Genomic DNA, 19,867 nt, shown 5'->3' with positions numbered 1-19,867 from the left:
AACGCTCGGCTGGGAAACCCCAGCCGAGCGCCTGCATAAACTGCTCGCGGCCTGATCAACACGACCACGTGTTGCGACCACCCCTAGAAACCGCCCTGTGGAGACCGGGCCCTTCTCGGACAGGCCGGCGCTTACGCCTTACGCAGACGGAACGTCAGCGACAACCCTTCGTCGGTGAAGGGATCGCCGTAACCGTCGCCCCCCTCGCCCTGCGCGAAGTCCGTCGCCAGCACCTCGTCGGCGATCAGCGACGCGTGCTCCGCGAGCGCTGCGATCACCGCCGGGTCGGTCGACACCCACCGCAGCGCGATCCGGTCGGCCACGTCCAGCCCGCTGTTCTTGCGCGCCTCCTGGATCAGCCGGATCGCGTCCCGGGCGAGCCCCGCCTGGCGCAGCTCCTCGGTGATCTCCAGGTCGAGCGCGACGGTCGCACCGGCGTCCGACGCCACCGACCAGCCCTCACGCGGCGTCTCCGTGATGATCACCTCGTCCGGTGCCAGCGTCACGGTCTCGCCGTCGACCTCCACCGACGCCGTGCCCTCGCGCAGCGCCAGCGACAGCGCGGCCGCGTCCGCCGCGGCGACCGCCTTCGCCACGTCCTGCACCCGCTTGCCGAACCGCTTGCCCAGCGCCCGGAAGTTGGCCTTGGCCGTGGTGTCCACCAGCGAGCCGCCCACCTCGGACAGCGACGCCAGCGACGAGACGTTCAGCTCGTCGGTGATCTGCGTGTGCAGCTCCGGGTCGAGCGCGTCGAAGCCCACGGCCGCGACCAGCGCCCGGGACAGCGGCTGCCGCGTCTTGACCCCCGACTCCGCGCGCGTGGCCCGGCCGAGCTCCACGAGCCGTCGTACCAGAACCATCTGACGGGACAGCTCCGGGTCGATCGCGGAGAGGTCCGCCTCCGGCCAGGCCGCCAGGTGCACCGACTCCGGGGCGCCCGGGGCGACCGGCACGACGAGGTCCTGCCAGACCCGCTCGGTGATGAACGGGGTCAGCGGGGCCATCAGCTTGGTGACGGTCTCCACCACCTCGTGCAGGGTGCGCAGCGCGGCCTTGTCGCCCTGCCAGAAGCGGCGGCGCGAGCGGCGGACGTACCAGTTGGACAGGTCGTCGACGAACGCGGACAGCAGCTTGCCGGCGCGCTGGGTGTCGTACGCCTCCAGCGCCTGGGTCACCTGGTCGGTGAGCGCGTGCAGTTCGGAGAGCAGCCACCGGTCGAGCAGCGGGCGGTCGGCCGGGGCCGGGTCCGCCGCGCTCGGCGCCCAGTTCGACGTACGGGCGTACAGCGCCTGGAAGGCGACCGTGTTCCAGTAGGTGAGGAGGGTCTTCCGCACGACCTCCTGGATGGTGCCGTGGCCGACCCGGCGGGCCGCCCACGGGGAGCCGCCGGCCGCCATGAACCAGCGCACCGCGTCCGCGCCGTGCTGGTCCATCAACGGGATCGGCTGCAGGATGTTGCCCAGGTGCTTGGACATCTTGCGGCCGTCCTCGGCGAGGATGTGGCCGAGGCACACCACGTTCTCGTACGACGACTTGTCGAAGACCAGCGTGCCGACCGCCATGAGGGTGTAGAACCACCCTCGCGTCTGGTCGATGGCCTCGGAGATGAACTGGGCCGGGTAGCGGCTCTCGAACAGCTCCTTGTTCTTGTACGGGTAGCCCCACTGTGCGAACGGCATCGAACCCGAGTCGTACCAGGCGTCGATGACCTCCGGCACGCGCGTGGCCGTCTTCTGGCACTGCGGGCAGGCGAAGGTGACCTCGTCGATGAACGGGCGGTGCGGGTCCAGGGCCGACTGGTCGGTGCCGGTCAGCCCGGTCAGCTCCGCGCGGGAGCCGACGACGGTGAGGTGGTCGTCCTCGCAGCGCCAGATCGGCAGCGGGGTGCCCCAGTAGCGGTTGCGGGACAGCGCCCAGTCGATGTTGTTGTTCAGCCAGTCCCCGTAGCGGCCGTGCTTGACGGTGTCCGGGAACCAGTTCGTCTTCTCGTTCTCCTCGAGGAGCCGGTCCTTGATCTCCGTGGTGCGGATGTACCAGGACGGCTGCGCGTAGTAGAGCAGCGCGGTGTGGCAGCGCCAGCAGTGCGGGTAGGTGTGCTCGTACGGCAGGTGCTTGAAGAGGAGGCCGCGCTGCGACAGGTCCTCGGTGAGGCGTTCGTCGGCCTTCTTGAAGAAGACGCCGCCGACCAGCGGGACGTCCTCCTCGAAGGTGCCGTCCGGGCGGACCGGGTTCACCACCGGCAGGCCGTAGGCGCGGCAGACCTTGAGGTCCTCCTCACCGAAGGCGGGGGACTGGTGGACCAGACCCGTACCGTCCTCGGTCGTGACGTACTCCGCGTTCACGACGTAATGCGCCGGTTCCGGGAACTCCACGAGCTCGAACGGACGTTGATAGGTCCAGCGCTCCATCTCGGCGCCGGTGAAGGTCTGGCCCGTGGTCTCCCAGCCCTCGCCGAGGGCCTTGGCGACCAGCTGCTCGGCGACGACCAGCTGCTCCTCGCCGTTGGTGGCGACGACGTAGGTGACGTCGGGGTGCGCGGCGACCGCCGTGTTGGACACCAGGGTCCACGGGGTGGTCGTCCACACCAGGAGCGCGGCCTGGCCGGCGAGCGGACCGGAGGTGAGCGGGAAACGGACGTACACGGAGGGGTCGACGACGGTCTCGTAGCCCTGCGCCAGCTCGTGGTCGGACAGGCCGGTGCCGCAGCGCGGGCACCAGGGGGCGACGCGGTGGTCCTGGACCAGCAGGCCCTTGTTGAAGATCTCCTTGAGCGACCACCAGACCGACTCGATGTACTCGGGGTCCATGGTCACGTACGCGTCGTCGAGGTCGACCCAGTACCCCATGCGGGTCGTCAGCTCGGTGAAGGCGTCGGTGTGGCGGAGCACGGACTCTCGGCACCGGGCGTTGAACTCGGCGACGCCGTACGCCTCGATGTCGGGCTTGCCGCTGAAGCCCAGCTCCTTCTCGACCGCCAGCTCCACGGGGAGGCCGTGGCAGTCCCAGCCGGCCTTGCGGGCCACGTGGTAGCCGCGCATGGTGCGGAAGCGGGGGAAGACGTCCTTGAAGACGCGCGCCTCGATGTGGTGGGCGCCGGGCATGCCGTTGGCGGTGGGCGGGCCCTCGTAGAACACCCACTCGGGGCGGCCCTCGGACTGCTCCAGGGTCTTGGCGAAGATCTTCTGCTCGCGCCAGAAGTCGAGCACGGCGTGCTCGAGGGCGGGCAGGTCGACCTGTGCGGGCACCTGGCGGTACGTCGGCGCTGTCATCTGCGAGCTTCCTCCAACGGACTTGCTGCCTTCCGTCGGAGGGACGAGAGCCTTGTCCTGCCTACGCCGTGTGCGGCGCGCTCCCGCGGTACCACCCTCCTTGGCTCCCCGGGCGCCGTACGCGCCGGTGAGCCCCCTCATTGGGGTCGCGAAACCGGTTCTACTCGCCCCCGCTTCTCAGCTGCGGCTTTCTTCCGGCGGCTCCGGGGTGATCTTCACGTCGCGCCGGCCCCCGGGCTCCCACCGTCCCCGGGTCGCTCTGGGCTGCGTACGTCGCTACTCGTCCCCATCCACGCTTCTCGCTCCGCCCAGTGTACGGCGCCGCACGGACAGCGGCCGACCGGATTTCCGGGCGCGGGCGGCGTCGGGCCGTCCACCTGCCGAGATGACCCGAATGGCGCGGTACGCGTGTTCGCATCCTGGGATGTCCGGCTCGGCGGATTACCGCGCGGGGAGCTGGGCACAACGGATGCATACCTGCTGGGTGGGGGGTGCGGGGCAGGCGGATCGGGCGGCGTGCCCCGTTGCCGCGGGACTCAAGTCGATTTATCGTCCCAGCACGATTCGCGTGCAAGATCACAATATGTGAAGGGGCCGCGGCCATGGTGGCGAAGAAGACCGCCGTACAGCAGTCGGCGTCCGGCCGATCCAAGGGCGCGGCTGCCTCCGGCGGTGAGACCAAGGGGGGCGGCGGAAAGCGGGGCACGCGCGCGGGGGAGACGGCCGTGGCGGATAAAACGGCTGGTGGGAAGGGTTCTGCCGGGGAAACGGTTGGACAGAAGACGCCGGTGAAGAAGGCGGACGGCAAGAGAGCGGACGGGAAGAGAGCCGCCGGGACGAAGGCGGTGGAGAAGAAGGCGACCTCGGCTGCCAAGGGCGTCGCGGGGAAGTCGGAGAAGAGCGCGTCCAAGGCCGCGGCGACGAAGACCGCAGCGGCAAAGAGCACGGCGGCGAAGAGCACGGCCAAGAAGAGCACGGCCAAGAAAGCGGGCGCGGCGCGGGCCGCGAAGCAGACGGGAGCCACGACGGTGGTTGCGAAGAAGACTCCTGGCACGGCCACTGCGGCGGCGGACACCGCCGTCCCCAAGGCGCGGGTCGCCGCGGCGGCTCCGGGTGAACTCGCGGTGCGCCCCGGCGAGGACCCGTGGACGCCCGAGGAGGTCGAGGAGGCGCGCACCGAGCTGATGACCGAGGCGCTGCGGCTGCGCACCGAGCTCGACGCCTCCGGAAGCGCCCTGGCCGGCCTGATGCGGGACTCCGGGGACGGCGCGGGTGACGACCAGGCCGACACCGGCACCAAGAACATCACGCGAGAGCACGAGCTGGCGCTGGCCGCCAACGCGCGCGAGATGCTGGAACAGACCGAGCGGGCCCTGGAGAAGCTCGACGCGGGCACCTACGGGCTCTGCGAGAACTGCGGGAACCCCATCGGCAAGGCCCGGATGCAGGCCTTCCCGAGGGCGACCCTGTGTGTCGAGTGCAAGCAGAAGCAGGAACGCCGCTACTGAGCATCGGGGTCGCATGGGGCGTGCCGTAGTCTCGTCCCGAGGCAGGCACCTAGGTTGAGGGACTCACGTGGCAGAGGCGGAGCGCATCATCGGTACGCCGGACACTCCGGACGACGGTGGTGAGGAGACGGCGGCGCCCGGCGTATCCGGCGCGGAGCAGCAGCGGACCGGGGACGAACGGCGGCCCGGGCGCGGACGCCGGATCGCCGTGCTGTTCGCCGTGGCGGCCTTCGCGTACGCCCTCGACCTGGTCAGCAAGACGATCGTGGTCGCGAAGCTGGAGCACCACGCGCCGATCGAGGTCATCGGCGACTGGCTGGAGTTCCACGCGATCCGCAACCCGGGCGCGGCCTTCGGGTTCGGCGGCGCCTTCACGATCATCTTCACGGTGATCGCGGCGGCCGTGATCGTCGTGATCTTCCGCCTGGCCCGCAAGCTCTACAGCTTCCCCTGGGCGGTCGCGCTCGGCCTGCTGCTGGGCGGCGCGCTCGGCAACCTCACGGACCGGATCTTCCGCTCGCCGGGGATCTTCGAGGGCCAGGTCGTCGACTTCATCGCGCCCAAGGGCTTCGCGGTGTTCAACCTGGCCGACTCGGCGATCGTCTGCGGCGGCATCCTGATCGTCCTGCTCTCCTTCCGCGGCCTGGACCCGGACGGCACCGTCCACAAGGACTGACCGCGACCTGTGCGCCGGCCGGACAGGCTCGCGTACGGCGCTGTCGGTACGGTCCGGCATACTCGACGGGTGAGCACCGTTCCCGAGATCCGAACCCTGCCCGTGCCCGACGGCCTGGAGGGCGAGCGCGTCGACGCCGCCATCTCCCGCATGTTCGGCTTCTCCCGTACCAAGGCGGCCGAGCTGGCGGCGGCGGGCAAGGTCCAGGTCGACGGCGCGGTGGTCGGCAAGTCAGAGCGGGTGAGCGGCGGGTCCTGGCTGGAGGTCGAGATGCCGGGCGCGCCCGCGCCCGTGCAGATCGTCGCGGAGCCCGTCGAGGGCATGGAGATCGTGTACGACGACGATGACGTGGTCGTGATCGTCAAGCCGGTCGGCGTGGCCGCGCACCCCAGCCCCGGCTGGACCGGCACGACCGTCATCGGCGGCCTCGCGGCCGCCGGCTACCGCATCTCCACCTCAGGCGCCGCCGAGCGCCAGGGCATCGTGCACCGCCTCGACGTCGGCACCTCCGGCCTGATGGTGGTGGCCAAGTCGGAGCGCGCGTACACGTCGCTCAAGCGCCAGTTCAAGGAGCGCACGGTCGACAAGCGCTACCACACGCTCGTGCAGGGCCACCCGGACCCGACCAGCGGCACCATCGACGCCCCCATCGGCCGCCACCCCCAGCACGATTACAAGTGGGCGGTCACGGCCGACGGCAAGCCCTCCGTGACCCACTACGACCTCGTCGAGGCCTTCCGCGCGGCCTCCCTGCTGGACGTGAAGCTGGAGACCGGCCGCACCCACCAGATCCGCGTCCACATGGCCGCCCACCGCCACCCCTGCGTCGGCGACCTCACCTACGGCGCCGACCCGACGCTCGCCAAGCGGCTGCACCTGACCCGGCAGTGGCTGCACGCGGTCCGGCTCGGCTTCGAGCACCCCGGCAGCGGTGACTGGGTCGAGTTCGAGAGCGACTACCCGGCCGACCTGAGCACGGCGCTGGACCAGGTCCGCGAGGAGACATACGGATGAGCACGCGCGCGTACGAGGTGCGGGTCGCCGGGGACCCCGCCGACCTGGAGGCGTGCTTCGCCGTACGCAAGCAGGTCTTCGTCGCCGAACAGGGCGTCCCCGAGGACCTGGAGTACGACGAGTACGACACCACGGCGCTGCATGTGCTCGCGATCCGCGAGGACGGCGTACCGCTGGGCACCGGCCGGCTGCTGTACGGCGAGACGGCCGCCGAGAAGACCGACGGCGACCTGTCCCTCGGCTCCCTGGGCCGGCTCGCGGTCTCCCAGGAGGCCCGCGGACTCGGCATAGGCGTGGCCCTGGTGCGGGCCATCGAGGGCGCCGCACGCGCGCGTGGCCTCAGGGCGGTGGACCTGCACGCGCAGACGCACGCGCTGGGCTTCTACGAGCGGCTGGGCTACGAGCCCTACGGCCCGGAGTACGAGGAGGCGGGCATCCCGCACCAGGGGATGCGGCGCGCCCTGTAGCGCGGCCCGTGCCGGAAGACCGCATGGCAGGCTTGAGGCCCGCTGTGTGATCGTCGACTCCCGGAGCGCTGGCCGTGGATCAGTTGGCCCTGTTGTTCGTGCTGCTGCTCGGGGCACTGGTGAGCGTCCCGGTGGGGGACCGGCTGGGGCTGCCGGCGCCCGTGCTGATGACCCTGTTCGGGATCGTCCTCGCGGTGGCCGACTTCGTGCCGAACGTGAACATCCCGCCCGAGCTGATCCTGCCCGGCCTGCTGCCACCGCTGCTCTACGCCGCCGTACGGCGGACCTCCTGGCGCCAGTTCACGGCCAACAAGCGGCCGATCTTCCTGCTCGCGGTGGCCCTGGTGTTCGTCACCACGGTGTGCGTGGCCGTCGTCGCCGGCGCGATCGTGCCCGGGCTGCCGATCGCCGCCGCCGTCGCCCTGGGCGCGCTGGTCGCCCCGCCCGACCCGGTCGCCGCGACCGCCGTAGCCGGGCAGCTCGGGCTGCCGCGCCGGCTGGTGTCGATCCTGGAGGGCGAGGGCCTCTTCAACGACGTCACGGCCATCGTCCTGTACCACGTGGCGATCGCCGCCGTGGTCAGCGGCACGTTCTCGCCCTGGCGGGCGGGGCTGGACTTCCTGCTCTCCGCCGTGGTCGCGGTCGCGGTGGGGCTGGTGCTCGGCTGGGGCGCGAACAAGCTGATGGACGTGCTCGGCGACGCGACCCTCCAGATCGGCCTGACCCTGCTCGTCCCGTACGTCTCCTACGTCCTCGCCGAGGAACTGCACGGCTCCGGGGTGCTCGCCGTGCTCACCACCGCGCTGTTCATCGCCGAGTACGCCACCGACGCCGACGACGTGATGACCCGGCTCGCCGGATACACCTTCTGGGACATCGTCGACACGCTGGTCACCGGAGTCGCGTTCGGCCTGATCGGCCTGGAGCTGCACAACGCGATCCGTACGGCGTCCGGCCGCTGGGGCGAACTGCTCGGCTGGGCGGCCGCGATCGTGGGTGTGGTCGTCGTGGTCCGGCTGATGTGGCTGCTGCCGGCGACCTGGCTGACCAAGCGGCTGCACGCCCGGCGGGACTACGACGAGGAGATCCCGACCAGCTGGCGGGAGACCGTCGTGATGTGGTGGTCCGGAATGCGCGGGGTGGCGTCGGTGGCGCTGGCCCTGGCCATTCCGCTGAAGACCGACGACGGATCCGCCTTCCCGGACCGGGACGAGATCGTCTTCATCGCGTTCGGCGTGATCATGGCGACGCTGGTGCTCCAGGGACTGACCCTGCCGTGGCTGGTGAAGCGGCTGGGGGTGCGGGCGGACACCGATCAGGAGAAGGAGTTCGAGAAGGAACTGGCGGTGCGGGCGGCGAAGGCGGCACGTCGGCGGCTGAAGGAGATCGAGCAGGTCGAGGACCTGCCGGAGGAGGTGACGGAGCAGATGCTGCGGCGGGCCTTCGAGATCGGGTTCCGGATCAGCCCCGAGGTGGTGGAGGACGAGCGGCGGGAGGGGCACGACAAGCGGGCGAAGCGGTTGAAGCGGCTGCGGCGAATCCAGCAGGAGATGCTGAGCGCGGCACGGCACGAGGTGCTGGCGGCGCGGAGCGAGCCGGGGGCGGATCCCGAGATCGTGGACCGGGTGCTGCGGCATCTGGACGTCCGGAGTCTTCGCTAGTCTCCGTCTCCCGTCTCATCAGCAGTTGACGCAACAGCAGTCATACAAACGTATGGCGGCTGTGGATATCCGAAGGCGGCGTCGGCGGTGCGCTCGTAGTCTCGGATCATGGCTCGGAACATTGTGATCAGTGGTGGAGGAACAGGGATCGGGCTCGCCGCGGCGCGGGTGTTCGCCTCCGACGGGGATCGGGTGCTGCTGCTCGGGCGGCGCAGAGAGGTGCTGGAGAAGGCCGGGGTGCCGGGGGCGGTCTGGTACGCCGCCGATCTGACCGAGCCGGCCGACGTACGGGGCGTGGCGCGGTACGTCGCCGACGAGATCGGCACCGTGGACGTGCTCGTCCACAGCGCCGGAGGGAACGCGGCGTTCGCGCCCGACGCGGAGGCCGGCGATCCGCTCGACGCCGTCGCCCGCACCTGGACGGGCAACTTCGCGCAGAACACGCTGACCGCCGTCCTGCTCACGGAGGCGCTGAAGGACCGGCTCGCCGACCCCGGCGGGCGGGTGCTGTTCGTCAGCTCCATCGCCGCGTACCGGGGCTCGGGGACCGGTTCCTACGCCGCCGCCAAGGCGGCCCTGCATCCGTACGCCCACGATCTGGCCCGGCAGTTGGGGCCGCGCGGGGTCACCGTGAACGTGGTCGCGCCCGGGTACGTCGAGGACACCGAGTTCTTCGGCGGCCCGGTCGAGGAGGCGCGGCGGGAGCGGCTCGTCGCCGAGACGTCGACCGGGCGGGCCGGCATACCGGGTGACGTCGCCGCCACCCTGCACTGGCTGGCGTCCCCGGCCGCCGGGCACGTGACCTCGCAGATCGTCCAGGTCAACGGCGGCGCCGAGCGCGGCCACTGACGGGAGGGGGAGCGGTCAGCCGCCGCGGCCGGTGCGGGGCGGCTCGTGCAGACGCCGGGCCGTCGCCGCCCCGTCCTGGGAGGGGACGATCCCGCCCGGCGGCGGGACCGCGTCGGCCGTGTTGACCCGGGGCAGGGCGTAGGGATGCTCGGCGGTCAGCCAGGTGATCATCTGCTCGCGGACGGTCACCCGGGCCGTCCAGACGTCGTCCGAGTCCTTGGCGGTCACCAGCGCCCGCACCTGGATGGTGGTCGGCGTGACGTCGGTGACGACCAGGCTGTAGTCCCGCCCGTCCCAGGCGGGGCAGTCGCGCAGGATGTCCCGGAGCCTCTCGCGCATCGGCTCGATCGGCGCCGAGTGGTCGAGATGCCAGTAGACGACCCCGGTCATCTGCGGGGTGCCCCGGGACCAGTTCTCGAAGGGTTTGGAGGTGAAGTACGACACCGGCATGGTGATCCGGCGCTCGTCCCAGGTCCGTACCGTCAGAAAGGTCAGGGTGATCTCCTCGACCGTGCCCCACTCGCCGTCGACCACGACCGTGTCGCCGAGGCGCACCATGTCGCCGAAGGCGATCTGCAGACCCGCGAACATGTTCGCCAGCGTGGACTGGGCGGCCACACCGGCGACGATGCCGAGGATTCCGGCGGAGGCCAGCAGTGAGGCGCCGGCCGCGCGCATCGCCGGGAAGGTCAGCAGCATCGCCGCCACGGCCACCACGCCGACGATCGCCGTCACCACGCGCATGATCAGCGACACCTGGGTGCGCACCCGGCGGACCCGGGCCGCGTCAGTGTGGCCGCGGGCGTAGCGGGTGTACGAGGTGTCGACGACGGCCGCCGCGATCCGCACCACCAGCCAGGCGGCCGACCCGATCAGCACCAGGGTGAGGAGCTGGCCGACGGCGACCCGGTGTTTCAGGATCAGCTCGGCCTGGTCGTAGGAGCCTCTGAGCAGGGCCGCGCACAGCACCAGCTGGTAGGGGATGCGGGCCCGGCGCAGCAGGCCCCACAGGGGTGTCTCGCTGTGCCGCGCGTCGGCCTTGCGCAGCAGCAGGTCGGTCGCCCAGCCGATCAGCAAGGTGAGGACGACGGCGCCGCCGACCACGATCAGCGGGCGGAGTACGTTCTCCATGTCCATGGGTCGGAACGTAACCAGATCGGCGGGGTCCTGAACATGCCGACCGGTGTCGAGGGCGTCACAAGTGCTGTCGGTGCAGGCTGGCACCATGGGCGCATGAACATCATGCTCTTTCACTCGACCTATGGCCTCAGGCCCGCGGTGCGCGAGGCCGCGGACCGGCTGCGTGCCGCGGGGCACGAGGTATGGACGCCGGACCTCTTCGAGGGGCGCACGTTCGACACGGTCGAGGAGGGCATGGAGTTCAACGAGTCGATCGGCAAGGACGAGCTGCTGAAGCGGGCCGTGCTGGCGGCGGCGCCGTACTCGGAGCGCGGGCTGGTGTACGCGGGGTTCTCGCTGGGCGCCTCGATCGCGCAGACGCTGGCGCTGGGTGACGAGCGGGCACGCGGGCTGCTGCTCCTGCACGGCACCTCGGACATCGCGCCGAACGCCGCGGTGGACGAGCTGCCGGTGCAACTGCACGTGGCCGAGCCGGACGCCTTCGAGACGGACGACTGGCTGAGCGCCTGGTATCTGCAGATGGGCCGGGCCGGTGCCGATGTGGAGATCTACCGGTACGCGGGCGCCGGGCACCTCTACACCGACCCCGGGCTGCCCGACTACGACGAGGAGGCCGCCGAGGCCACCTGGCGGGTGGCGCTCGGCTTCCTCGACACGCTGTAGGTGACGGCTACACCGGGTCGTAGGTGCGCTCGACCTTCTGGGTGCCGCTCCGGGTGCGGTACGAACGCTCCCAGGACGAGGTCGCGTCGGCCTTCGTCTTGTCGGAGAGGACGTAGTAGTCCATCTGCGCCCGGGCGGCGGTGATGTCCAGGATGCCGTAGCCGTGCCGGTCGGTGTCGACCCAGTGCACATGGCGGTTGGCCAGCTGGATGATCGGCGCGGCGACGGTGGAGACGACGCCGGGGGAGACCTTGAGGAGGTCGTCCAGGTTGTCGGAGGTCACCGAGGTGACCACGAACTCCGTGGCCGCGGAGGCGGAGAGCGGGTAGGTCCCGGCGTCCACCGGCACGTCGTTGGCCCAGGCCATGTGGATGTCGCCGGTCAGGAACACCGTGTTGCCGATCGCGTTGGAGCGCAGGTGGGCCAGCAGCTCGCGGCGGTCGTCGGTGTAGCCGTCCCACTGGTCGGTGTTGAGGGCGAGGCCGTCCTGCGGCAGGCCGAGCAGCTTGGCGAGCGGCTTGAGCAGGTCGGCGGAGAGCGAGCCGATGGCGAACGGCGAGATCATCACGGAGTTGCCGACCAGCCGCCAGGTGGTGTCGGAGGCCTTCAGCCCGGCCTTCAGCCAGTCGAGCTGGGCGCGGCCGGTGATGGTGCGGTCCGGGTCGTCGACCGAGCCGCTGCCCGTGGCGACCTGCTGCGAGCGGAAGGAGCGCAGGTCGAGGAGGGAGAGGTCGGCGAGCTTGCCGAAGCGCAGCCGGCGGTAGGTGGTGCCGGCGACGGCCGGGCGGACCGGCATCCACTCGAAGTAGGCCTGCTTGGCCGCGGCCTGACGGGCCGTCCAGGTGCCTTCGGTGCCCTCGGTGTGGTTCTCGGCACCGCCGGACCAGGAGTCGTTGGCGAACTCGTGGTCGTCCCAGATCGCGATGACCGGCGCCTTGGCGTGCAGGGCCTGAAGGTCGCTGTCGGTCTTGTACTTGCCGTGCCGGGTGCGGTAGTCGGCGAGGGCGATGATCTCGTGGGTCGGCGCGTGCTGGCGGACCACGGTGTCCCGGGTGCCGTACTCACCGGTGCCGTACTCGTAGATGTAGTCGCCGAGGTGCAGCCAGGCGTCGAGGTCGCCCCGGGCGGCGAGGTGGCGGTATGGGGCGAAGTAGCCGGCCTCCCAGTTGGCGCAGGAGACCACGCCGAAGCGCAGGCCGGAGACGGCGGCGTCGGCCGCCGGGGCGGTGCGGGTGCGTGCCACCGCGGAGTCCGTGCCGCCGGCCGAGAAGCGGAACCAGTAGTCGGTGGCCGGGGCCAGACCGCGGATGTCGGCCTTGACGGTGTGGTCGGAGGCGGCGGTCGCGGTGACGGAGCCGCGGGAGACGACGTTGGTCAACGCCTTGTCGGTGGCGACGATCCAGCTGACCTCGGTGTCGGCGCCGACACCGGAGCCCGGGGTCGCGTCGGTGCTCGGCGTCACCCGGGTCCACAGCAGGACGCCGTCGGGCAGCGGGTCGCCGGAGGCGATGCCGTGCAGGAAGGCGGGAGCGTCCGAAGCGGCCCGGGCCGGCAACGCGGCGGCGAGCGGGGCGGCCAGAACTGCCGTCGCCGCCGCGGCCTTGACGACCGTACGGCGGCGCGGGGAGAGGGAGTTGGCACCCTCGGAAGCCTGAGTTGATCTGTATCGACTGGTCACGTCCGATCAGGTTACTGACCAGTATGAACAAGAGCAGGCGAACCAGAAAAAGTTCGCCTGCTCTTCACCCGGAGCTGGTGCTGTGCCTGTGCACAGCGGCGGGCTACGCCTTGAGGGCCGCGTCCACCACGGAGTTGAAGGCCTCGACCGTCATCGGCGGGTTGCCGTTGGAGTCGGCCGTGAGCATCTTGCCGTTCATGACGAAGCTCGGGGTGCCCGTCACGCCGTCCTTGTTGGTGTCGAAGGTCTTCGACATGGCCAGCGCCCAGGCGTCGTACTTGCCGGACTTCACGGCGTCCTCGAAGGTCTTGTTGTTCTTCAGCGCCGGGACGGTGTTGGCGACCTCGATGAGGTAGCTGTCGTTCTTGAACTTGTCGTCCGTCTCCTCGGGGTGCCACTTCGTGGAGTACAGCGCGGTCTTGTACTCCAGGAACGCCTCGGAGCTGACGTTCAGCGCGGCGCCCATGGCGCTCATCGTGTTCTTGGAGCCCTCGCCGTTGGTGCCGATCTTGCCCTTGCCCAGCGAGTCGCCGTCGATGAACGTGCCACCGATGTACTGGATCTTGAACTTGCCGTCGTCGATGTCCTTCTTCACCGTCGAGCCGACGGTCTGCTCGAACTGGGCGCAGATCGGGCAGCGCGGGTCCTCGTAGACCTTGAGGGTCTTCTTGGCGGTGGACTTGCCGATGACGACCGTGGTGCCGTCCGTGCCCGTGGTGTTGGCCGGGGCGACCACCTTGGCGGACTTCTCGTCCTCCCAGTAGCCCGGCTTGTTGGCCTGGACGACGGCGTAACCTATGCCGCCCGCCGCGGCCAGCACGGCCACGACCGAGCAGGCCACGATGACCTGGCGCTTGACCTTGGCCCGCCTGGCCTGCTTCTCGCGCTCGACGCGCAGTCGCTCTCGGGCCGCGTTCTTGGCGGACTGGCTGTTCCGCTTGCTCATGTTGGTGATCTCCATATGGGACGCGCACATGTCGTACGCGGGATACGTGTGGGGGACTCGTCGTGCTCGGACGAGGGGCGTGCTCGTGAGGCAGGGGCGCTCAGGCGCAGGGCAGAGCGAGCGCTCGGGAGCACGGCGGTCCACGCCGTCCCAGGGAGTGCACGAGCACCAGGTCGCGGGCAGCGGCCGTACGCGGCACCGGACGCGGCAGCCGTCGTACCGGAGCCAGCCGGACCGTGCCCGCGGCGACCGCGAGGAGCAGCGGGCGGAAGGTGGTGGCGGCGACGGCGCGCAGCAGCTGGGTCAGGGCGCGCTCGCCGCGGCGCAGCCAGGCGGCGGCCAGCAGGCCGACGCCGACGTGCGCGGTGAGCAGCAGCCAGGCCGCGGTCGGGTCGGCGTGGGAGAGCGCCGCGGCGGCCCGGGAGCCGCCGGTCATCTGGGCCAGCGGGGTGCCGACGGCGCCGCCGTGGCACAGCACGTCGAAGCCGACCGCGCGCAGCGGGCCGGCGATGGGGCCGCCCGCCCGGCCGTAGCAGGCGTGCTGGCCGGTGGTGAAGACCGTGTCGGCGGCCAGTTCCAGCGGGACCAGCAGGGCCGCGATCCGGCCGAAGCCACGCTCGCGGCCCGCCAGCGCGTACGCCGTGACGAACACCCCGGCGGCGACCGCGGCCACCGTGGTGAACGGCAGCGGGGCCCGGGACAGCAGCACGTGCGACGCGGTGCTGAGCGTCACGACGAAGGCCGTGAACAGCGCCGCGCGCACGGCTCTGAGCTGGGTCCCGGATATGTCCATAGCGGTGGAGAGTCTGTCACGTACTCATGTAGGGGACCCCTAAAAGAGCCCTGTGAATCCGCGAAGGTTACAGGCCTGGAATGCGGCCGTTGCGGAACAGGTCGACGAAGATCTGGTGGTCGGCACGCGCGCGTGCGCCGTAGCTGTGCGCGAAGTCCACAAGGAGCTGATCGAAGCCCGCGCCGTCGTCGGGGTCCGCCGCGATCGCCGCGTCGATGGCCCGCTCGGTGGAGAACGGCACCAGGGACTCGCCGGACTGGTCGTCGGCCGCCGAGTGCATCGAGGCCGTGGCCCGGCCGAGGTCCGCGACGACCGCCGCGATCTCCTCCGGGTCGTCGATGTCGCTCCAGTCCAGGTCCACCGCGTACGGCGACACCTCGGCGACCAGCTGCCCGGAGCCGTCCAGCTCGGTCCAGCCCAGCCACGGGTCGGCGTGCGCCTGCAGGGCGCGTTGGGAGATCACCGTGCGGTGGCCCTCGTGAAGGAAGTAGTCGCGGATCGCCGGGTCCGTGATGTGCCGGGATACGGCCGGGGTCTGGGCCTGCTTGATGTAGATCACGACGTCGTTCTCCAGGGCGTCCGTGGAGCCCTCCAGGAGGATGTTGTACGACGGCAGACCGGCCGAGCCGATGCCGATGCCGCGCCGGCCGACGACGTCCTTCACGCGGTAGGAGTCCGGGCGGGACAGGGACGACTCCGGAAGCGTCTCCAGATAGCCGTCGAAGGCGGCCAGGACCTTGTAGCGGGTGGCGGCGTCCAGTTCGATGGAGCCGCCGCCGGAGGCGAAGCGGCGCTCCCAGTCACGGATCTCCGTCATGGAGTCCAGCAGCTCGAAGCGGGTCAGCGAGCGGGCCGCGCGCAGCGCGCCGAGGAGCGGGCCCTCGGCGCTGTCCAGGGTGAACGGCGGCACCTCGTCGCTCTTGGCGCCGGTCGCCAGCGCGTGGATCCGCTCCCGGTAGGCGCCCGCGTACACCTGGACCAGCTCGGTGATCTGCTCGTCGCTGAGCGCCTTCGCGTACCCGATCAGCGCGATGGAGGCGGAGAAGCGCTTCAGGTCCCAGGTGAAGGGGCCGACGTAGGCCTCGTCGAAGTCGTTGACGTTGAAGACCAGGCGGCCGTTGGAGTCCATGTACGTGCCGAAGTTCTCCGCGTGCAGGTCGCCGTGGATCCACACGCGCGAGGTGCGCTCGTCCAGGAACGGGCCGCTGTACGGCCTCCCACCGCCCCGCCCGGCGTTCTCGGCATCGAGATCGTGGTAGAAGAGGCCCGCCGTGCCCCGGTAGAAGGCGAAGGCCGAGGCCGCCATCTTCCGGAACTTCACGCGGAACGCGGCCGGGTCGGCGGCCAGGAGCTCGCCGAAGGCGGTGTCGAAGACGGCGAGGATCTCCTCGCCGCGCTGCTCGCCGTTGAGCTGGGGGACCGACATCGCTGGGTGCCTCCTGGTACGGGTGGTACGTGACATGTGGTGCGGATCTCTCCTTCGGACCAACGTGCGACGGTCCGGGGGAGTGCCCGCTTTCTTCGCCTGAAGGTACGCGGGGTGGCGGGCGGATTGTCAGTGCCGAGGCATAGGATTTCGCCGTCCCACCAGACTGTCCGCAGTCGGTCCGCAGTCGGTCGGAAGATCGTCGACGCCTGTTTCCTCTGGAGGCCGAAACCGTGTCAAAGCCGCCTTTCACGCACCTGCACGTCCACACCCAGTACTCGCTGCTGGACGGTGCCGCGCGGCTGAAGGACATGTTCAACGCCTGCAACGAGATGGGCATGACGCACATCGCCATGTCCGACCACGGCAACCTGCACGGGGCGTACGACTTCTTCCACACCGCGCAGAAGGCCGGGGTCACCCCGATCATCGGGATCGAGGCGTATGTCGCGCCCGAGTCGCGGCGCAACAAGCGCAAGATCCAGTGGGGCCAGCCGCACCAGAAGCGGGACGACGTGTCCGGTTCCGGTGGTTACACCCACAAGACGATGTGGGCGGTGAACAGTACCGGCCTGCACAACCTCTTCCGGCTCTCCTCCGACGCCTACGCCGAGGGCTGGCTGCAGAAGTGGCCCCGGATGGACAAGGAGACGATCTCCCAGTGGTCCGAGGGGATCGTCGCCTCCACCGGCTGCCCCTCCGGCGAGCTCCAGACCCGACTCCGTCTCGGCCAGTACGACGAGGCCCTGAAGGCGGCCGCCGACTACCAGGACATCTTCGGCAAGGACCGCTACTTCCTGGAGCTGATGGACCACGGCATCGAGATCGAGCACCGGGTCCGCGACGGCCTCCTGGAGATCGGCAAGAAGCTCGGCATCCCGCCGCTGGTGACGAACGACTCGCACTACACGTACGCGCACGAGGCGACCGCCCACGACGCCCTGCTCTGCATCCAGACCGGCAAGAACCTCTCCGACCCGGACCGCTTCAAGTTCGACGGCACCGGCTACTACCTGAAGTCCACGGACGAGATGTACGCCGTCGACTCCTCGGAGGCCTGGCAGCAGGGCTGCGCCAACACGCTCCTGGTCGCCGAGATGGTCGACACCACCGGCATGTTCGAGGCGAAGAACCTCATGCCGAAGTTCGACATCCCCGACGGCTACACCGAGGTCACCTGGTTCAAGGAGGAGGTCCGCCGGGGTATGGAGCGTCGCTTCCCCGGCGGCGTCCCGGACGACCGCCAGAAGCAGGTCGAGTACGAACTGGACGTCATCATCCAGATGGGGTTCCCGGGCTACTTCCTCGTGGTCGCCGACTTCATCATGTGGGCCAAGAACAACGGCATCGCGGTCGGCCCCGGCCGAGGCTCCGCGGCCGGCTCGATCGTCGCCTACGCCCTGGGCATCACCGACCTCGACCCGATCCCGCACGGCCTGATCTTCGAGCGGTTCCTCAACCCCGAGCGCGTCTCCATGCCCGACGTCGACATCGACTTCGACGAGCGCCGGCGCGTCGAGGTGATCAGGTACGTGACGGAGAAGTACGGCGCCGACAAGGTCGCCATGATCGGCACCTACGGCAAGATCAAGGCCAAGAACGCCATCAAGGACTCCGCGCGCGTGCTGGGCTACCCGTACGCGATGGGCGACCGCCTCACCAAGGCGATGCCCGCCGACGTCCTCGGCAAGGGCATCGACCTGGACGGCATCACCAACCCCTCGCACCCGCGGTACAACGAGGCGGGCGAGATCCGCGGGATGTACGAGAACGAGCCGGACGTCAAGAAGGTCATCGACACCGCCAAGGGCGTCGAGGGCCTGGTCCGGCAGATGGGTGTGCACGCGGCCGGCGTGATCATGTCCAGCGAGCCCATCGTCGACCACGCCCCGATCTGGGTGCGGCACACCGACGGCGTCACCATCACGCAGTGGGACTACCCGCAGTGCGAGTCGCTCGGCCTGCTGAAGATGGACTTCCTCGGCCTGCGCAACCTGACGATCATGGACGACGCCGTCAAGATGGTGAAGTCCAACAAGGGCATCGACCTCGACCTGTTGGCCCTGCCGCTCGACGATCCGAAGACCTTCGAACTCCTCCAGCGCGGCGACACCCTCGGAGTCTTCCAGTTCGACGGCGGCCCCATGCGTTCGCTGCTGCGCCTGATGAAGCCCGACAACTTCGAAGACATCTCCGCCGTCTCCGCGCTCTACCGTCCCGGCCCGATGGGCATGGACTCGCACACCAACTACGCGCTGCGCAAGAACAAGCTCCAGGAGATCACCCCGATCCACAAGGAGTTGGAGGAGCCCCTCGAAGAGGTGCTCGCGGTCACCTACGGCCTGATCGTCTACCAGGAGCAGGTGCAGAAGGCCGCCCAGATCATCGCGGGCTACTCGCTCGGCGAGGCCGACATCCTGCGCCGCGTGATGGGCAAGAAGAAGCCCGACGAGCTGGCGAAGAACTTCGTTCTCTTCCAGAAGGGCGCCCGGGACAAGGGTTTCAGCGACGAGGCCATCCAGGCCCTGTGGGACGTGCTGGTCCCCTTCGCCGGCTACGCGTTCAACAAGGCGCACTCCGCCGCGTACGGCCTGGTCTCGTACTGGACGGCCTACCTGAAGGCGAACCATCCCGCCGAGTACATGGCCGGGCTGCTCACCTCGGTCAAGGACGACAAGGACAAGTCGGCCGTCTACCTCAACGAGTGCCGCCGCATGGGCATCAAGGTGCTCCCGCCGAACGTCAACGAGTCGGTGCACAACTTCGCCGCCCAGGGCGACGACGTGATCCTCTTCGGCCTGGAGGCCGTGCGCAACGTCGGGACGGGCGTCGTCGAGTCGATCATCAAGGCCCGCAAGGCGAAGGGGAAGTTCGCCTCCTTCCCCGACTACCTGGACAAGGTCGACGCCACCGCCTGCAACAAGCGGACCACGGAATCCCTCATCAAGGCGGGCGCCTTCGACGCGCTCGGGCACACCCGCAAGGGCCTCACCGCCCAGTACGAGCCGATGATCGACAACGTGGTGCAGGTCAAGCGCAAGGAGGCCGAGGGCCAGTTCGACCTCTTCGGCGGGATGGGCGACGAGGAGAGCAACGAGCCCGGGTTCGGCCTCGACGTGGAGTTCACCACCGAGGAGTGGGACAAGACCTATCTGCTCGCCCAGGAGCGGGAGATGCTCGGACTGTACGTCTCCGACCACCCGCTCTTCGGTCTGGAGCACGTGCTCTCCGACAAGGCCGACGCGGGTATCGCGCAGCTGACCGGCGGCGAGCACGCCGACGGCGCGGTCGTCACCATCGGCGGGATCATCTCCGGCCTCCAGCGCAAGATGACCAAGCAGGGCAACGCCTGGGCGATCGCCACCGTCGAGGACCTGGCGGGCTCCATCGAGTGCATGTTCTTCCCGGCGACCTACCAGCTGATCTCGACCCAACTCGTCGAGGACGCCGTCGTGTTCGTCAAGGGCCGCCTCGACAAGCGCGAGGACGTGCCCCGCCTGGTGGCGATGGAGCTGGCGATTCCCGACCTGTCCGCCGCGGGCGCCAACGCACCGGTGATCCTCACCATCCCCGCCACCCGGATCACCCCGCCCATGGTCAGCCGCCTCGGCGAGATCCTCAGCCACCACAAGGGCGACAGCGAGGTCCGGATCAAGCTCCAGGGCCCGACCAAGACGACCGTGCTGCGCCTCGACCGGCACCGGGTCAAGCCGGACCCGGCCCTGTTCGGCGACCTGAAGGTGCTGCTCGGCCCGTCCTGCCTGGCCGGCTAGGCGT

The 19,867-nt window shown here is 69.9% G+C and carries 14 protein-coding genes; 8 read left to right on the top strand and 6 right to left on the bottom strand.

All coding sequences use genetic code 11. The annotated features are described in order from the left end of the window. Positions 1–131: 131 nt before the first annotated feature. Complete coding sequence (ileS, locus tag ACGFZQ_RS18095) at positions 132–3,269, bottom strand: isoleucine--tRNA ligase (protein WP_393841188.1); 3,138 nt, start codon at positions 3,267–3,269, stop codon at positions 132–134. Positions 3,270–4,057: 788 nt separating this feature from the next. Here ileS and ACGFZQ_RS18090 point away from each other — a divergent pair. From ACGFZQ_RS18090 to ACGFZQ_RS18065, 6 genes are all read left to right on the top strand, one after another. Continuing rightward, complete coding sequence (locus ACGFZQ_RS18090) at positions 4,058–4,777, top strand: TraR/DksA family transcriptional regulator (RefSeq protein ID WP_393841187.1); 720 nt, start codon at positions 4,058–4,060, stop codon at positions 4,775–4,777. A gap of 67 nt (positions 4,778–4,844) precedes the next feature. Further along, complete coding sequence (gene lspA, locus ACGFZQ_RS18085; protein WP_351695252.1) at positions 4,845–5,453, top strand: signal peptidase II; 609 nt, start codon at positions 4,845–4,847, stop codon at positions 5,451–5,453. Between the two features lie 69 nt (positions 5,454–5,522). Continuing rightward, positions 5,523–6,467 (top strand): RluA family pseudouridine synthase, encoded by a 945-nt coding sequence (locus ACGFZQ_RS18080; RefSeq protein ID WP_351695250.1) that lies wholly within the window; start codon positions 5,523–5,525, stop codon positions 6,465–6,467. Next, complete coding sequence (locus tag ACGFZQ_RS18075) at positions 6,464–6,934, top strand: GNAT family N-acetyltransferase (protein WP_393841186.1); 471 nt, start codon at positions 6,464–6,466, stop codon at positions 6,932–6,934. The genes ACGFZQ_RS18080 and ACGFZQ_RS18075 overlap by 4 nt, the downstream gene beginning before the upstream one ends. A gap of 74 nt (positions 6,935–7,008) precedes the next feature. Next, positions 7,009–8,595: a Na+/H+ antiporter gene (locus ACGFZQ_RS18070; RefSeq protein WP_351732512.1), complete on the top strand. Its 1,587-nt coding sequence runs from the start codon at positions 7,009–7,011 to the stop codon at positions 8,593–8,595. 108 nt (positions 8,596–8,703) lie between these two features. Continuing rightward, positions 8,704–9,444: an SDR family oxidoreductase gene (locus ACGFZQ_RS18065; RefSeq protein ID WP_351732514.1), complete on the top strand. Its 741-nt coding sequence runs from the start codon at positions 8,704–8,706 to the stop codon at positions 9,442–9,444. 15 nt (positions 9,445–9,459) lie between these two features. On the opposite strand, the gene ACGFZQ_RS18060 is transcribed toward ACGFZQ_RS18065, so the two are convergent. Continuing rightward, the gene (locus ACGFZQ_RS18060) at positions 9,460–10,575 is read right to left on the bottom strand and encodes a mechanosensitive ion channel family protein (protein WP_393841211.1); all 1,116 of its coding nucleotides are present in this window, start codon (positions 10,573–10,575) and stop codon (positions 9,460–9,462) included. Positions 10,576–10,677: 102 nt separating this feature from the next. Between ACGFZQ_RS18060 and ACGFZQ_RS18055 the strand changes: the two genes are divergently transcribed. Further along, entirely contained in the window at positions 10,678–11,247 is a 570-nt protein-coding gene (locus tag ACGFZQ_RS18055; protein WP_351732517.1) for a dienelactone hydrolase family protein, read from the top strand. Between the two features lie 7 nt (positions 11,248–11,254). Here ACGFZQ_RS18055 and ACGFZQ_RS18050 read toward each other — a convergent pair whose 3' ends face one another. The 4 genes from ACGFZQ_RS18050 to ACGFZQ_RS18035 form a co-directional block, all read right to left on the bottom strand. Then, positions 11,255–12,925: an alkaline phosphatase D family protein gene (locus ACGFZQ_RS18050; protein WP_393841185.1), complete on the bottom strand. Its 1,671-nt coding sequence runs from the start codon at positions 12,923–12,925 to the stop codon at positions 11,255–11,257. Positions 12,926–13,028: 103 nt separating this feature from the next. Continuing rightward, positions 13,029–13,871, bottom strand: coding sequence for a thioredoxin domain-containing protein (locus ACGFZQ_RS18045; RefSeq protein WP_393841184.1), 843 nt, complete (start codon positions 13,869–13,871; stop codon positions 13,029–13,031). Positions 13,872–13,971: 100 nt separating this feature from the next. Next, the gene (locus ACGFZQ_RS18040; RefSeq protein ID WP_393841183.1) at positions 13,972–14,664 is read right to left on the bottom strand and encodes a hypothetical protein; all 693 of its coding nucleotides are present in this window, start codon (positions 14,662–14,664) and stop codon (positions 13,972–13,974) included. 67 nt (positions 14,665–14,731) lie between these two features. Then, positions 14,732–16,090 (bottom strand): DUF2252 domain-containing protein, encoded by a 1,359-nt coding sequence (locus ACGFZQ_RS18035; RefSeq protein ID WP_393841182.1) that lies wholly within the window; start codon positions 16,088–16,090, stop codon positions 14,732–14,734. Between the two features lie 233 nt (positions 16,091–16,323). Here ACGFZQ_RS18035 and dnaE point away from each other — a divergent pair, with 233 nt between their 5' ends. Continuing rightward, positions 16,324–19,863: a DNA polymerase III subunit alpha gene (dnaE, locus tag ACGFZQ_RS18030; protein ID WP_393841181.1), complete on the top strand. Its 3,540-nt coding sequence runs from the start codon at positions 16,324–16,326 to the stop codon at positions 19,861–19,863. The last annotated feature ends 4 nt before the right edge of the window (positions 19,864–19,867 follow it).

The organism is Streptomyces sp. NPDC048254 (assembly GCF_043201895.1).
Taxonomy (GTDB): Bacteria; Actinomycetota; Actinomycetes; order Streptomycetales; family Streptomycetaceae; genus Streptomyces.
The sequence above is the reverse complement of the archived record's forward strand: the minus strand, read 5'-3'. Positions and strand labels throughout refer to the sequence as shown.

Bases quoted from the DNA above. Each gene is read 5' to 3' on its own strand.
- ileS (WP_393841188.1), bottom strand. From the start codon at position 3,269: ATGACAGCGCCGACGTACCGCCAGGTGCCCGCACAGGTCGACCTGCCC.
- ACGFZQ_RS18060 (WP_393841211.1), bottom strand. From the start codon at position 10,575: ATGGAGAACGTACTCCGCCCGCTGATCGTGGTCGGCGGCGCCGTCGTC.
- ACGFZQ_RS18055 (WP_351732517.1), top strand. From the start codon at position 10,678: ATGAACATCATGCTCTTTCACTCGACCTATGGCCTCAGGCCCGCGGTG.
- ACGFZQ_RS18040 (WP_393841183.1), bottom strand. From the start codon at position 14,664: ATGGACATATCCGGGACCCAGCTCAGAGCCGTGCGCGCGGCGCTGTTC.
- ACGFZQ_RS18065 (WP_351732514.1), top strand. From the start codon at position 8,704: ATGGCTCGGAACATTGTGATCAGTGGTGGAGGAACAGGGATCGGGCTC.
- ACGFZQ_RS18035 (WP_393841182.1), bottom strand. From the start codon at position 16,090: ATGTCGGTCCCCCAGCTCAACGGCGAGCAGCGCGGCGAGGAGATCCTC.
- ACGFZQ_RS18075 (WP_393841186.1), top strand. From the start codon at position 6,464: ATGAGCACGCGCGCGTACGAGGTGCGGGTCGCCGGGGACCCCGCCGAC.
- ACGFZQ_RS18045 (WP_393841184.1), bottom strand. From the start codon at position 13,871: ATGAGCAAGCGGAACAGCCAGTCCGCCAAGAACGCGGCCCGAGAGCGA.